The organism is Saccharothrix sp. (assembly GCF_031180885.1).
Taxonomy (GTDB): domain Bacteria; phylum Actinomycetota; class Actinomycetes; order Mycobacteriales; family Pseudonocardiaceae; genus Actinosynnema.
Window position 1 is genome coordinate 1 of sequence record NZ_JAPSLK010000019.1, and the last position, 13,556, is coordinate 13,556.

14 protein-coding genes are annotated in these 13,556 nt (G+C 72.3%); 5 read left to right on the forward strand and 9 right to left on the reverse strand.

Annotated elements, in window-relative coordinates:
• The first annotated feature begins 139 nt into the window (after nucleotides 1–139).
• The gene (paaI, locus tag RIN75_RS21895; protein ID WP_309113859.1) at nucleotides 140–526 is read left to right on the forward strand and encodes a hydroxyphenylacetyl-CoA thioesterase PaaI; all 387 of its coding nucleotides are present in this window, start codon (nucleotides 140–142) and stop codon (nucleotides 524–526) included.
• A gap of 44 nt (nucleotides 527–570) precedes the next feature.
• On the opposite strand, the gene RIN75_RS21900 is transcribed toward paaI, so the two are convergent.
• A complete protein-coding gene (locus tag RIN75_RS21900) occupies nucleotides 571–984 on the reverse strand; it encodes a hypothetical protein (RefSeq protein ID WP_309113860.1) in 414 nt (137 codons plus the stop codon).
• Nucleotides 985–1,015: 31 nt separating this feature from the next.
• Complete coding sequence (locus RIN75_RS21905) at nucleotides 1,016–2,191, reverse strand: hypothetical protein (RefSeq protein ID WP_309113861.1); 1,176 nt, start codon at nucleotides 2,189–2,191, stop codon at nucleotides 1,016–1,018.
• A gap of 32 nt (nucleotides 2,192–2,223) precedes the next feature.
• Between RIN75_RS21905 and RIN75_RS21910 the strand changes: the two genes are divergently transcribed.
• From RIN75_RS21910 to RIN75_RS21920, 3 genes are all read left to right on the forward strand, one after another.
• Nucleotides 2,224–2,733, forward strand: a complete 510-nt coding sequence (locus RIN75_RS21910; RefSeq protein WP_309113862.1) for a DUF6584 family protein — start codon at nucleotides 2,224–2,226, stop codon at nucleotides 2,731–2,733.
• A gap of 19 nt (nucleotides 2,734–2,752) precedes the next feature.
• A complete protein-coding gene (locus tag RIN75_RS21915; protein WP_309113863.1) occupies nucleotides 2,753–3,613 on the forward strand; it encodes a serine/threonine dehydratase in 861 nt (286 codons plus the stop codon).
• Between the two features lie 80 nt (nucleotides 3,614–3,693).
• On the forward strand, nucleotides 3,694–4,359 hold the full coding sequence (locus RIN75_RS21920; protein ID WP_309113864.1) for a hypothetical protein: 666 nt from the start codon (nucleotides 3,694–3,696) through the stop codon (nucleotides 4,357–4,359).
• Nucleotide 4,360: 1 nt separating this feature from the next.
• Here RIN75_RS21920 and mnmA read toward each other — a convergent pair whose 3' ends face one another.
• From mnmA to RIN75_RS21955, 7 genes are all read right to left on the reverse strand, one after another.
• Complete coding sequence (gene mnmA / locus RIN75_RS21925; RefSeq protein WP_309113967.1) at nucleotides 4,361–5,443, reverse strand: tRNA 2-thiouridine(34) synthase MnmA; 1,083 nt, start codon at nucleotides 5,441–5,443, stop codon at nucleotides 4,361–4,363.
• Between the two features lie 5 nt (nucleotides 5,444–5,448).
• On the reverse strand, nucleotides 5,449–6,624 hold the full coding sequence (locus RIN75_RS21930; protein WP_309113865.1) for a cysteine desulfurase family protein: 1,176 nt from the start codon (nucleotides 6,622–6,624) through the stop codon (nucleotides 5,449–5,451).
• The gene (locus tag RIN75_RS21935; protein WP_309113866.1) at nucleotides 6,624–7,997 is read right to left on the reverse strand and encodes an MFS transporter; all 1,374 of its coding nucleotides are present in this window, start codon (nucleotides 7,995–7,997) and stop codon (nucleotides 6,624–6,626) included. Before RIN75_RS21935 ends, RIN75_RS21930 begins: the two co-directional genes overlap by 1 nt.
• 858 nt (nucleotides 7,998–8,855) lie before the next feature.
• The gene (locus tag RIN75_RS21940; protein WP_309113867.1) at nucleotides 8,856–9,737 is read right to left on the reverse strand and encodes a lysophospholipid acyltransferase family protein; all 882 of its coding nucleotides are present in this window, start codon (nucleotides 9,735–9,737) and stop codon (nucleotides 8,856–8,858) included.
• Entirely contained in the window at nucleotides 9,734–10,498 is a 765-nt protein-coding gene (locus RIN75_RS21945; protein ID WP_309113868.1) for a GNAT family N-acyltransferase, read from the reverse strand. The genes RIN75_RS21940 and RIN75_RS21945 overlap by 4 nt, the downstream gene beginning before the upstream one ends.
• A 148-nt stretch (nucleotides 10,499–10,646) precedes the next feature.
• A complete protein-coding gene (locus RIN75_RS21950) occupies nucleotides 10,647–11,606 on the reverse strand; it encodes an electron transfer flavoprotein subunit alpha/FixB family protein (protein WP_309113869.1) in 960 nt (319 codons plus the stop codon).
• Between the two features lie 17 nt (nucleotides 11,607–11,623).
• On the reverse strand, nucleotides 11,624–12,406 hold the full coding sequence (locus tag RIN75_RS21955; RefSeq protein ID WP_309113870.1) for an electron transfer flavoprotein subunit beta/FixA family protein: 783 nt from the start codon (nucleotides 12,404–12,406) through the stop codon (nucleotides 11,624–11,626).
• Nucleotides 12,407–12,691: 285 nt separating this feature from the next.
• Here RIN75_RS21955 and RIN75_RS21960 point away from each other — a divergent pair, with 285 nt between their 5' ends.
• Nucleotides 12,692–13,534, forward strand: a complete 843-nt coding sequence (locus RIN75_RS21960) for a DegV family protein (RefSeq protein WP_309113871.1) — start codon at nucleotides 12,692–12,694, stop codon at nucleotides 13,532–13,534.
• Nucleotides 13,535–13,556: the final 22 nt, after the last annotated feature.

The window sequence follows — 13,556 nt, forward strand, 5'->3', positions numbered from 1 at the left end:
TCCTGGGCGAGCATCTCCCCGTCGGGGTACGAGTCCCCCACCCTGTCCTGGGGGTTCCCGGCGTCGCGCCCCCTGGGGGGGGGGGGGGTGGCGGCCCTGCGGCGCCACCCCCGCCGGCGGGGCACCTAGAGTGCACAGGATGAACGGACCCGCGGAGATGCTCGCCAAGGACGCCGCGTCCACCGCGCTCGGGATCAGAGCCCTGGAGCTGGCGGACGGTTCCGCCACGCTCGCCATGACCGTCACCGACCGCATGATCAACGGCCACGGCATCGCGCACGGCGGGTACGTCTTCCTGCTCGCCGACACCGCGTTCGCCTGCGCCTGCAACCGCCCCGGTTCGGTGACGGTCGCGGCGCAGGCGGAGATCGACTTCCTGGCCCCGGTCCAGTTGGGCGACGAGCTGGTCGCCACCGCCGTGGAGCGGGTCCGGCGCGGCCGCAGCGGCATCTACGACATCACCGTTCGTCGCGGGGACGAGGTCGTGGCGGAGTTCCGGGGCCGCAGCCGGACGCTGACGCAGTGAAGGCGCGCGGCCCGTGAGCCGCGCGCCTTGGGTCTACTCGGACGTCACGCCGAGCGGCGCAGGCCGATCACCTGGAGGGTGATGAAGCCGAGCACCGCGACCGCCTGGGCCACGATCAGGAAAACACCCAGCCCGGTCACCGGGTACCACCCGGCGAAAGCGGTCAGGAAGCTGTCCACCACCCACACGAAATTGCCGACCACCACCACGCCGACGAGTGCCCGGACGGGGCGCGTGCCCAAGAAGAAAACACCCACGCCGTAAGCGACGAGGAATGCGCCCAGCCCGAGCACGAGACCGCGGGGCAGGCCCAGCGGCAGGTCGATCAGCAGGGCCATGAGGCCGAGCCCGCCCGAGGCGACACCGTCGAGCTTGAGGGCGAAGCGGAGGAAACCGTCGTTGCGAACGCGAGTCGTCGTCATGGCCGGAGAAGTTAGGGCCGCGAGCACTGCCGGCACGACGTCAAACGCTGCCAACGGCTGCCAGTTCTCAGCCCGCGACCTGGGCGGACAGGTCGGCGGCCACCAACTTGGCCCCCGCGTTCTGCCAGTTGTGGAGGGTCCGCTCGGGCACCTGGTTGACGAACCACGCGAGCGCCTTGCGGGCGTCCGCGTCGAGGTCCTCCCGTTTCGTCCGGCGTGAATACGGCCGGATTCCCACCACGTAGTAGAAGTACAGCGCGTTGTAATGCCGCCATTCGTCGCTGGTGCCGAAGTCGCCGTCCTTGGGCTTGAGCCGCTGGATGCTCTCCAACAACAACGACTTCAATTCGGCGGCGCGTTCCAGCGGTTGGTCGGGCGCACCCCGGGCGGCCAGTCGCGCGGAGATCACCGGCAGTTCCGTCAACGGGCTGGCCACCAGTCTCCCGAGGTCGCCGTAACTGCTCAACGCCCGCCGGGTCAGTTTCACGAAATCGGCGTCGGCGTCCAGCGGCGCGCGGCGCGGCAGGGCGTCGGCGGCCTCCCGCAACTCCGCCCGTTCCTCGGCGACCTCGGGCACGGCGACCCGGTCCACGACCGCCGCGAGCGGGTTGGCGAGCACCTGCAAAGCGACCGCCGCCGCGACCGTCCCGTAGAGCAGGGGCGTGAGCCGGTCGTCGAGGAACAGCGCCACCTGCCCGCCGAACACCGCCGCCATGCCCGCCGACACCAGCAGCGACCGCACCATGTCCGCGCGGATCGCCTCGCCCTCGTCGAACGCGTCCCGCACCGCTACGAGCACGCCGAACAGCATGAGGTCCACGCCGATCGCGCCCACCAGCCACACCGTCGGCACGAAGTTCAGCAGCACCGCGCCCGACCCGAGCAGGAACATCAGCGTCGCCGCGCCCACCAGGGTCCGGTGCTCGCGCAGGTAAAGCACCAGGGCGGCGACCAGCGGCACGAGCACGACGGGCGGGAAGAACCACGCCACCGCCACCAGCGGCACCGCGGACAGCCGCCACCACCGGTCGTAGCGCTCGGGCAGCCAGCACGCGATGGCCCCCGTCCACGCGACCGCGGGCAGCGCCAGGACCACCGGCGGCACGGGCAGCGCGAGCGCCGCCGCGTAGGCCAGCAGACCGGCCGCGGCGCGTTGCAGGAGCGGCTTGCGCGGGTCGCGGAGCAGCAGGTACAGACCCAGCCACCAGGCCAGGCCGAAGGCGACGACGGACACCCCGATCACCCGCCGATCCTACGGTTGCGTCGGCTGGGAACATGAGCGTCATGCCGGTGGAGCTGACGCTGCGCAAGGCCGCCGAGGAGCTGCGGCGCGGTGATCTGGCCAGCGTGCTGCGCGCCAGGCAGCGCCTCGTCGGGCTGGTCACCACCTACCCCGACCGGCTGGACCTGAGGGAGCGGCTGGCGGCGGTGTACCGGGTGCTCGGCGACCCGGTACAGGCGGGCCGGTGGAGTTACCTGTCCGAGGAGCGGGTCGAGGCGGAGGTGGCGGCCTTCGAACGCGCCTACCGCACGCCGCAGGCCCGGCTGGCCGCGTTGAACTGGGTCAGCGGCGAGCACACCACCGAGACCGCGCGGGTGCGGCTGGCGGCGTTGCAGAGCGCGGTGTCGGAGTCGCTGCGGGCGCGGCTGGCGGTGGCCGACGACCGGGACTCGTCGTGGGTCGCCAACGTGCTGGTCCTGCTCGGGCTCGTGGTCGTCCTGCTGTGCTTCGTGATCGGCGCGGTGACCGTGGTGGTGTGGGTGTACCGGTGGTTCGCCGGCTGAGTGGGCGCATCCTGGAGGCATGGACGTCACCGCAGCAGCCGACCGCATCCGCCCCCACGTCCGCCGCACCCCGTTGTGGCGCGTCTCCGTCGACGGCCGCCCGCTCGTGCTCAAGCTCGAACACCTCCAGCTCACCGGCTCGTTCAAGCTGCGCGGGGCGGTGAACACGCTCCTGCTGGCGGACGTCCCCGACCGGGTCGTCACCGCGTCCGGCGGCAACCACGGCCTCGGCGTCGCGATGGCCGCCCGGTTGTTGGGCACGCAGGCGACCGTTTATGTGCCCGTGGGCGCACCGGAGGGCAAGGTGCGGCGGATCGAGGCGGCGGGCGCGAAGCTGATCCGGGCCGGAGACACCTACGCGGAGGCCGTGGTCGCCGCGCGGTCGGCCTCGGGCTTCTACGTGGAGGCCTACAACGACCCGGCCGTCATCGCCGGGCAGGGCACCGTGGCGCTGGAGGTGGTGGAGGAGGCGCCGGACGTGGACGTCATCGCGGTGGCCGCCGGGGGTGGCGGGTTGGCGGCGGGGACGGCGTTGTCCGGCCGGCACGTGGTCACGTGCGAGCCGGAGGGGTGTTGCTGCGTGCACAACGCTTTGATGGCCGGTGAGCCTGTGGATTCGCCGGTCGACTCGGTGGCCGCGTCCGCGTTGGGTGCCACCCGGGTGGGTGATGTGCCGTTCTCGGTGCTGCGGTCGTCGTCGGTGACGTCGACGTTGGTGAGCGAGGCCGAACTGGTGTCCGCCCGGGACCGGTTGTGGGAGGAGTTCCGGCTGGCGGTCGAGCCGGCGGCGGCGGTTCCCTTCGCGGCGTGGCTGCACGGGCGGGTGCCGGGTACGGCGTGCGTGGTGCTGTGCGGGGCGAACACGGACTGGACGCCGTAGCCGTACGCCTCTCGACGTACGTAACTGAGACGCCTGGCGGGGGACGCCGCCACGCGATCGGATGACCACCATCAGGTGCCATGACTACGCGCGTGGCGTACCGGGTGTCGGCGCTGCTGTTCCTGTCGGGGTTGGCGCACCTGGTGGTGTTCTTCGTCGACGGCGGGCCTTGGGAGGGTCCGGTGTCGTGGCGCAAGGCCGTGACGTTCGGGCTGTCGTTCGGCCTGACGCTGGCGTCCTACACGTGGGTGGCGGGGTTCGTACGCCTGCGGGCGGGGTGGCCGGCGGTGTTCACGGCCGCGTCGGTGGTGGAGGTGGCGCTGATCAGCGTCCAGGCTTGGCGGAAGGTGCCTTCGCACTTCAACGAGTCGACGCCCTTCGACACTGTGGTGACGCGGGCGTTGACGGTGGGCGGCGTCACGCTGGTCGTGTGCGTGCTGGCGCTCGGGGTGGCCGCACTGCGGACGCGCGACCTGACGCCCGCGATGCGTCTAGCGGTTCGGGCGGGAGCGGGGACCCTGGTGGTGGCAATGGCCTTCGGTGGGCTCATGATCGCCGAACGGGGCGGTTCGTGGAAGCTCGCTCACGGCGTCGCCATGCACGGCGTCCTGCTGCTGCCTCTTTTGGCTTGGCTGCTGGACTTCACCACATGGAACGACAGCCGCAAGGTTCGGACCGCGGCATTGGCCTCCGGTGCTTATGCGGCCCTGATCGCGGGTGCCGCGCTGGTCAACGCTCTCGCGTGAGTCAGCGGGTGGCGTCGATGGTGGCGCTGGCCAGGACCAGGTCGCCCGCGGGGTCCGGCCGGTACACCGCCACCGCCTGGCCCGGGGCGACGCCGCTCAGCGGCTCGCGCAGGTGCACGCGCAGCTCGCCGTCCACCAGCTCGGCCACCGCCGGGGCCAGGCCGCCGTGCGCCCGGACCTGGGCGACGCACTCCACCGGACCGGCGAAGGGCACCCGGGTGACCGGCCGCTGGGCCACGATCTCGGTCACCGCCAGCTTCTCCGCCGAACCGACCCGCACGGTGCCGGTCACCGGCTCCAGGGACAGCACGTACCGGGGGCGGCCGTCCGCGGCGGGGGCGTCGATGCCCAGGCCGCGGCGCTGCCCCACGGTGAACTCGTGGACGCCCACGTGCCGGCCGAGGACCGCGCCGGTCTCGTCGTCGACCAGCAGGCCCGGCTGCTCGCCGAGCTTGCGGGTCAGGAAGCCGCGGGTGTCGCCGTCCGGGATGAAGCAGATGTCGTGGCTGTCCGGCTTCTCGGCCACCTGGAGGCCGCGCTCGGCCGCCTCGACCCGGACGTCGGCCTTGGTCGAGTCGCCCAGCGGGAACATGGCGTGCGACAGCTGCTCGTCGGTCAGCGAGGACAGCACGTAGGACTGGTCCTTGCCGTCGTCGGCCGAGCGGCGCAGCTCCAGCCGTCCGTCCACAGTGGACAGTCGAGCGTAGTGGCCGGTGCACACGGCGTCGAAGCCCAGGCCGATGGCCTTGTCCAGCAACGCCTCGAACTTGATCCGCTCGTTGCAGCGCAGGCACGGGTTGGGCGTGCGGCCGGCGGCGTACTCGGCCACGAAGTCCTCGACCACGTCCTCGGTGAAGCGCTCCGCGAAGTCCCAGACGTAGAACGGGATGCCCAGGACGTCGGCGGCCCGGCGGGCGTCACGCGCGTCCTCGATCGTGCAGCACCCGCGTGCCCCGGTGCGCAGCGTGCCCGGCTTGGCCGACAGCGCCAGGTGCACACCCGTCACGTCGTGCCCCGCCGCCACGGCCCGCGCCGCGGCCACGGCGGAGTCCACGCCGCCGCTCATCGCCGCCAGCACCCGCATCCCGGTCACACCCCCGCCTTCGTCCGCTTCATCCCCGCGATGCCCGCCGTGCGGGCGCGTTCCACCACCGGTCCGATCGCCTCGGCCAGCTCCCGCACGTCGTCCAACGTGGAGGTGTGGCCCAGGGAGAACCGCAGCGACCCGCGTGCCAGCACCGGGTTCACGTCCATCGCCAGCAGCACGTGGCTCGGCTGGGCCACGCCCGCGGTGCACGCGGAGCCGGTCGAGCACTCGATCCCCTTGGCGTCCAACAGCATCAGCAGGCTGTCGCCCTCGCAGCCGGGGAACGTCAGGTGCGCGTTGCCAGGCAGCCGGTGCACGGGGTCGCCGTTGAGCACCACGTCCGGCACGGCCCGCCGCACCGCCGCCACCAGCTCGTCGCGCAGCGCCGCCAGCTCCGCCGCCTCGGCCAGCTGCTCGGTCACCGCGTGGCGCACCGCCGCGGCCAGGCCGACGATCGCCGGCACGTCGAGGGTGCCCGAGCGCACGTCCCGCTCCTGGCCACCGCCGTGCAGCACCGGCGTGGTCGACACGTCCCGGCCCAGCAGCAGCACGCCCACACCGTAGGGGCCGCCCAGCTTGTGGCCGGTGAGGGTGAGCGCGCTCGCGCCGGACTCCGTGAAGTCCACCGGCACGGCCCCGACCGCCTGGACGGCGTCGGTGTGGAACGGCACCCCGGCCTCGGCGGCCAGCTCGGCCAGCTCGCGCACCGGGTTGATGGTGCCGACCTCGTTGTTCGCCCACATCACGGTGGCCAGCGCCACGTCGTCGTCGAGCGCCTCGGCCAGCGCGTCGGGGTGGATGCGGCCGTGCCGGTCCGGCTCCAGCCAGGTGACCTCGGCGCCCTCGTGGTCGGCCAGCCACTGCACGGTGTCCAGCACGGCGTGGTGCTCGACGCTGGAGGCCACCACCCGGCGGCGGCGGTCCGTGCGGCGCGCCCAGTAGACGCCCTTGACGGCCAGGTTGTCGCTCTCCGTGCCACCGCTGGTGAAGATCACCTCGGACGGGCGGGTGCCGAGCGCGTCGGCGATGTCCTCCCGGGCCTCTTCGACCACGCGCCGCGCCTTGCGGCCGGAGGTGTGCAGCGACGAGGCGTTGCCCGTGGTGGACAACGCCTTGGTCATCGCCTCGATCGCCTCGGGGAGCATGGGCGTCGTGGCGGCATGGTCGAAGTAGGCCATCAGTCTTCCAGGGTAGCCCGGCCCAGCCGCCGGGTGAGCACGGCACCGAGCACCGCGATCCCGGCCATCAGCAGGTCGAACGGCACCACGGCGGCGGTCGGCGCGGCGGTCGAGGCGAGCGCCGACACCAGCACCCCGCCCAGGCCGACCAGCAGCGCCGAGCCCAGCATGTCGCTGATCTGCAGCGCCGACGAGTTGAAACCCCGGTCGACGTCGCTGGACGCGCCCAGCGTGAGCACGCTCAGGCTCGACATCGCGATCCCCATCCCCGCGCCGGCGACCGCCCACAGGACGGGCGTCAGCCACGCCGGACCCCACGAAGGTGCGATGAGCGTCACTCCCGCGATGCCCGTGGCGTTGAGCACGAAACCCCAGCGGACCAGCTTCTCGCGCGGGATGTGCGGGTTGCGGCCCTGCCACCAGGCGGCCGACGACCACCCCAGGGCGCTGAGCGTGAGCGGGATGCCCGCCCAGATCGCGGAGTACCCGTGCACGGAGGTGAGGGTCAACGGGATGAACGCCTCGGCCGCGAAGAACGAGCCCGCGAGCAGCCCGCGGGAGAGGATCGTCGCGGGGAGTCCGGCCTTGGCCCGCAGCGTCCCCTTCGGCAGCAGGATGCGCAGGGCGGGGACGAGGATCGCGAGCCCCGCCGCGCCGATGAGCAGGTTGACCCCGCTCGGGTGCTGAGCCGCCCAACTGAGCCCCACAACCCCGACGCCGGCCGCCACGGCCGCCAACGGCAGTCCCTTGCGGGTCCCCTGGTCAGGCGTGTGCGGCGGCAGGTTCTTGAGTACCGGGACCAGCAGCAACACCCCGATGAGCACGAACGGCGCCAACCCCAGGAACACCCACCGCCACGACAGCGTCTCGGTCAGCCACCCCGAGAGCGCCGGACCGACCAGCGACGGCACCACCCAGGCGCTGGCGAGCAGGCCGAACACGGCGGGCCGGGAGCGCTCGGGGTAGACCAACGCGATGAGCACGTACACCGCGACCACCTGCGCACCGCCGCCGAGCCCTTGGAGGACGCGGCCGAGGATGAGTTGCCCCATCTCCTGCGCGGTGCCCGCGACCAGCAGACCGACCAGGAAGAGCGCGGGCCCGATGAGCAGGCTGGGCCGGGGTCCGCGGAGGTCGCTCAGCCTGCCGGAGAGGACGGTGGCGATGACGCTCGCGGCGAGGAAGGACAGGAAGGGCCAGGCGTAGAGGTCGTTGCCGTCCAGTTCGGCGACCATGCTGGGCATCGCGGTGCTGACGCCCATGTTCTCGAACGCCAGGAGGGTGACGAGGAGGATGATCCCGATCGTCGGGCCGCGCCGGTCGGCGGTCCAGAGGTCGCCCTTCGGCGATTCGCGCTGCTCAGTCGTGGTCACGGGTCAATGGTTCAACCTCCAGCGGGGTCGAGGTCAAGGCCTTATGACACAAATCTGGCACGCCCGTACCGCCCGACTCCACCTGACCGCTCCGACCACCCACCCCAGCCCCACCCACGCCGCACCCCACCGGCACACTCGCACGCCCCGCACTCCAACGACCGCCGCCCGCCAACCGCCGCCGCCCGCACACCAGCCACCACCGCCTGCGCCAACGGGCACGGGCCGCACCCGGGCCACCGCCACCCGCCCACCAGCCACCCCGCCCACCAACGGCCGCCGGCCGCACCCCAGCCACCACCACCCGCACGCCAACCGGCACGGGCCGCACCCGGGCCACCGCCGCCCACCAGCCACCCCGCCCACCAACGGCCGCCGGCCGCACCCCAGCCACCACCACCCGCACGCCAACCGGCACGGGCCGCCCGCTCGCCAAGCCGATCGGCACCCGCCGGCGACGAAGTCGCTCGCGGCGAAGCCGCGTGGCGGCGGCAGCGCCGCCGGGCTTGTGCCCACTCCGACTTGCCGACCGACCACCCAGCGAAACGGCCCTGAACAGCCGGAAATGCACGGCGGCGTGGCCTCCGGCCCCCGAGTCGATCATCTCACGGGATACCGACAACCCAGGCGGACCGACAGAGGGAAGCGCACCGAGGAGGCACAAAACCGCAGGCAGACCGGCGCGAGAGTGGAGCAGCGGCGAGGGGTGGCTCGGCGAGGTGGAGCGGCGAGGTGGAGCGGCGAGGGGCGGAGCGGCGAGGCAGCAGAAGCGGAGTGGCCGAGGCCGCGGGAACTGGCAGGGCGGGGGTGCGTAGGCGACCGCACCCCCGCCGTGGTCTCTAGACGGCCTCAAACGACCTAACGGCCTCGGACGGCCTGCCGCCGCACCCCCCACGGCACGTGCACCCGCTGCGCCGGCACCTGCACATCCCCGTACAAAGCCCGCTCCGACTCCTGCTGCACCAACTCCGCCAGCTCCCGCCGCCCCGCCGCACGCCCCGGAGCCACCTCGTCCAGGACGTGCACCTCGACCACCAACCCGCGCAACCGCAGCACCCGCCGCATCGAGTCGACCAACGTGTCCGACCCGATGAACGCCGCCCCCGTGGTCGTCCGCCCGTCCTGCACGTACCGCAGCACCACCGGCCGAACCGGCACACCGGCATCCAAAGCCGCCTGGAACAACGCCGGCCGGTACCGCCCCGACGCCATCCCGCACCAAGTGGTCCCCTCCGCATGGATGCCGACCGCAGCACCCGACCGCAAAGCACCCGCCAGCTCGGCCACCGTCCCCGGCAGCAACGACAACCGCTCCCGGTCCAGGTACACCGTCCGCGCAGCCGTGATGAGCCACCCCAACACCGGCCACGACCGGATGTCCCGCTTGGCCACCATGCGGATCGGCTGAACGGCATCGATAGCCAACTCGTCCAACCACGACACGTGGTTGCTCACCACGAGCACCCCGCGCCCCGGCGTCGCCTGGAACACCGGCCCACCAACCACCCGCAGCCGAGCACCGAACGCCCGCAGCAAAGCCCGGAACCACGAGCGCAGCAGCACCGAACGCACCCGCCCCCGCGACACCAGCACCGCCGGCACCACCAGGACCCCGGTCAACAGCACGACGAGCGCGGCGACCACCCGCAGCACCACGCGGACGACACCGACCCGCGCCGACGAGTGGTCCACGCACCCGTCACCGCACGGCGACACCGGCATCCACGGGTGGGCGCTCACGCCGTCTCCCCCAGGAAGAACTTCAGGTACCGCTGGTCCACGTGCTCCATGCCCAGCAGCACGAACAGGTCCGCCACGCCGAAGTCCGAGTCCAGCGCCGGCCGCCCGCACACCCAGGCCCCCAGCCGCAGATAACCCTTCAGCAGCGGCGGCAGGACGGTCCGAGCAGGGCGCGCAACAGCGTCCACGTCCCACGGGCGCAGCGGCGTCACCCGGTACTCCTCGGGCGCGTAGTGCTTGGCGTGCACCGTGTCCCACACGCCCGCCGCGTACGAGCCGCCGTCGTGCAGCGGCACGGAGGCGCAGCCCACCAGCCACGAGTGGCCGGACAGCAGCATGTACCGGGCGATGCCCGCCCACACCAGCGACACGACGGCGCCGTTGCGGTGGTCGGGATGCACGCAGGAGCGGCCCGTCTCGACCACGCTCGGGCGCAGCCCGGCCAGGTTGGTCAGGTCGAACTCCGTGTCGGAGTACAGCCGGCCCGCGTCGGCGGCCCGCTCCGGCGGGAGCATCCGGTAGGTGCCGACGATCTCGCCGGTCCGGTCGTCGCGGACCACGAGGTGGTCGCAGTGCTCGTCGAACTCGTCGACGTCGTGGCCCGCCACGGGCGAGTGGAGGGTGGCGCCCATCTCGCCGGCGAAGACCTGGTGGCGCAGCTTCTGCGCGGCCACCACCTCGGCGCTGTCGCGTGCGACGAGCAGCGAGTAGCGCGGTCCGGTGGCTTCCCCGGTGCTGACAAGCAGTTGAGGCTGCGTCATGGGGTCTGGTCTACCGACCGGATGGCGTCCTACAGCAGGTCGTTCCGATGACGCATTAGTGGCAGGTCGGTTAAACCCTGGTGTGGGCGAATAGTCCGAGGGCCGCCCCCAAGATCGGGGACGGCCCTCGGACCAAAAGCGCTGGTGATCAGCCCTTGCGCTTGTCGACCTCTTCGGTCAGCTGCGGGGCGACGTTGAACAGGTCGCCCACGACGCCGAAGTCGGCGATCTCGAAGATCGGCGCCTCCGGGTCCTTGTTGACCGCGACGATCGTCTTGGACGTCTGCATGCCGGCGCGGTGCTGGATCGCGCCCGAGATGCCCAGCGCGATGTAGAGCTGCGGCGACACGGTCTTGCCGGTCTGGCCGACCTGGAACTGGTGCGGGTAGTAGCCGGAGTCCACCGCGGCGCGCGACGCGCCGACGGCCGCGCCCAGGCTGTCCGCCAGCTTCTCGACCACGGCGAAGCTCTCCGCCGAGCCGACGCCGCGGCCACCGGAGACGACGACCGACGCCTCGGTCAGCTCCGGGCGGTCGCCGCCCACGACGGCCTCGCGGCCGGTGACCCGGGTCGCCTTGGCCGCGTCGGTGGCGGGCAGCTCCACGGCCTCCTCGACGGCGTCGCCTGGGGCCTCCTCGGCCTCCACGCCGCCGGGGCGCACCGCGACGACCGGCGTGCCGTTGGTGACCTTGGACTTCACGACGTACGCGCCACCGAAGACGGACTGCGTGCCGACACCCTCGCCGTCCAGGTCGACCACGTCGTAGAGCAGACCGGAGCCCAGGCGCACGGCGAGGCGGCCCGCGACCTCCTTGCCCTCCAGCGTGGCGGACACCAGCACGGCGGCCGGGGACTTGGCGCCCGCGATCGTCGCCAGGGCGTCGACCTTCGGGGTGACCAGGAAGTTGGCGGCGTCGTCGGACTCGACCGCGTAGACCTTGGCCGCGCCGTAGCGCGCCAGGGACTCCCTCACCTTGCCCGCGGTGCCGGGCGATCCGACCACCACCGCGGACGGCTCGCCGAGACGGCGCGCGGCGGATAGAAGCTCAAAGGTGACCTTCTTGACCTCGCCGTCGACGTGGTCGACGAGGACCAGGACCTCAGACATTTGTTCCCTCCTCGCCTTCAGATGAGCTTCTGGCCGACCAGGTACTCGGCGATCTTCCGACCGCCGTCACCCGAGTCCTCGACGCGCTGACCGGCGCTGCGCGGCGGCTTCGGGGCCGCCTCCAGCACCTTGGACCACGCGGCGGAAAGACCGACCTCGCCCGCGTCCAGCCCGAGGTCGCTCACGGTGAGCGTGGTCACGGGCTTCTTCTTCGCCGCCATGATGCCCTTGAAGGACGGGTACCGCGGCTCGTTGATCTTCTCGGTCACCGAGACGACGGCGGGCAGGCTCGCCTCCAGGTGCGCCACGCCCTCGTCGGTCTCGCGCTCGGCCTTGATGGTGCCGCCCTCGACCGTCAGCTTGCGGACCTGGGTGACCTGCGGCAGGCCCAGCAGCTCGGCCAGGATGGCGGGCACGGCGCCCGCGCGGCCGTCGGTGGCCTCGTTGCCCGCGATGACCAGGTCGAAGCCCTCGACCGTGCCGATGGCCTTGGCCAGCACCTTGGCGGTGGTCAGCACGTCGGAGCCGTGCAGGGCCTCGTCGGAGACGTGGACGGCTTTGTCCGCACCCATCGACAGCGCCTTGCGGATCGCGTCGGTGGCCCGGTCGGGACCCATCGCCACGACGGTCACCTCGCCGCCGTGCGCCTCCTGGAGCAGCAGCGCTTCCTCCACCGCGCGCTCGTTGATCTCGTCGAGCACGGCGTCCGCGGACTCGCGGTCGAGGGTGTGGTCGGCGTCGGTGAGCTTGCGCTCGGACCAGGTGTCGGGCACCTGCTTGACCAGGACGACAATGTTCATGGGTCCTCTTCGACCTCCTGCGGACGGGGCGGCGACGGATCAGGCGACGCTTTTCGCGTGCGATCCGGGTGTTACCAGATGTGGTGACCCTGCCATGTCCTCGCCGCGTTGGCATGGTGGTGTCGGCCACCCGTATGTTACCCACCAGTAGCAGGGGTGCAAACGACAGCAAGCGCCTGTGCCGCGTGACGATGGACACAAGGGCCTTTGGGCCCAATCGGTTGGCATCGTACGGCCTGGTGGCGGCGTTACAGCCCCTCCCCCTACTGGGCTAGGGTCGGAACAATGATCCGCCGGGTAGCGATCGTCACGGACTCCACCGCGTGCCTCCCGCCGCAGTTGACCGAGAAGCTCGGCATCACCGTCGCACAGATCCAGGTCCGCATCGGCGACTGGGTGGACGACGAGGCGCGCGTGCCCGTGCCCAAGCTGGTGGACGCCCTGCGCGACTCGGTCGAGGTGGCGACCTCCCCGCCCGACCCGGGCGCGTTCTTCTGGGCCTACGCCGACGCCGCGGCCGCCGGGGTGGAGGCGATCGTGTCGCTGCACGTCTCCACCGGGCTGTCGCAGACCGTGGAGATGGCGCGGCAGGCGGCCGGGCAGGTGGCGGTGCCGGTGCACGTCGTGGACACCCGGACGTGCGGCATGTCGCTGGGGTACGCGGTCGTGGCGGCGGCCACCGTGGCGTCGGCCGGCGGTGACGTGCAGCGGGTGCTCTCAGCGGCGCAGCACAGCTTCCACCGCAGCACCGAGCTGATCTACGTGGACACCCTGGAGTACCTGCGGCGCGGCGGCCGGATCGGCGCGGCGGCGGCCCTGCTCGGGTCGGCGCTGTCCATGAAGCCGCTGCTGACCATGGTGGACGGTCGGATCGCGCCGCTGGACAAGGTGCTCGGGACGGAACGGGCGGTGCGCAAGCTGGTGGACCTCGCGGTCAAGCGGGCCGGTGACGCGCCGGTGGACATCGCCGTGGAGCACTTCGACGCGCGGGAACGGGCCGAGTCGGTGCTGGAGCAGTTGCGGACGAAGCTGCCGAACCTGCGGCGGTTCCTGGTGACCCAGGTCAGCTCGGCCATCGGGGCGCACGTGGGTCCGGGGGCCCTGGGCGTGACCGTTTCGCCGGTCTAGGAACCCGCGGCTGCGTTTGCCC

Coding starts and splice junctions, on each gene's coding strand:
- paaI (WP_309113859.1), top strand. CDS start 140: ATGAACGGACCCGCGGAGATGCTCGCCAAGGACGCCGCGTCCACCGCG.
- RIN75_RS21910 (WP_309113862.1), top strand. CDS start 2,224: ATGAGCGTCATGCCGGTGGAGCTGACGCTGCGCAAGGCCGCCGAGGAG.
- RIN75_RS21915 (WP_309113863.1), top strand. CDS start 2,753: ATGGACGTCACCGCAGCAGCCGACCGCATCCGCCCCCACGTCCGCCGC.
- RIN75_RS21920 (WP_309113864.1), top strand. CDS start 3,694: ATGACTACGCGCGTGGCGTACCGGGTGTCGGCGCTGCTGTTCCTGTCG.
- mnmA (WP_309113967.1), bottom strand. CDS start 5,443: ATGCGGGTGCTGGCGGCGATGAGCGGCGGCGTGGACTCCGCCGTGGCC.
- RIN75_RS21930 (WP_309113865.1), bottom strand. CDS start 6,624: ATGGCCTACTTCGACCATGCCGCCACGACGCCCATGCTCCCCGAGGCG.
- RIN75_RS21945 (WP_309113868.1), bottom strand. CDS start 10,498: ATGACGCAGCCTCAACTGCTTGTCAGCACCGGGGAAGCCACCGGACCG.
- RIN75_RS21950 (WP_309113869.1), bottom strand. CDS start 11,606: ATGTCTGAGGTCCTGGTCCTCGTCGACCACGTCGACGGCGAGGTCAAG.
- RIN75_RS21955 (WP_309113870.1), bottom strand. CDS start 12,406: ATGAACATTGTCGTCCTGGTCAAGCAGGTGCCCGACACCTGGTCCGAG.
- RIN75_RS21960 (WP_309113871.1), top strand. CDS start 12,692: ATGATCCGCCGGGTAGCGATCGTCACGGACTCCACCGCGTGCCTCCCG.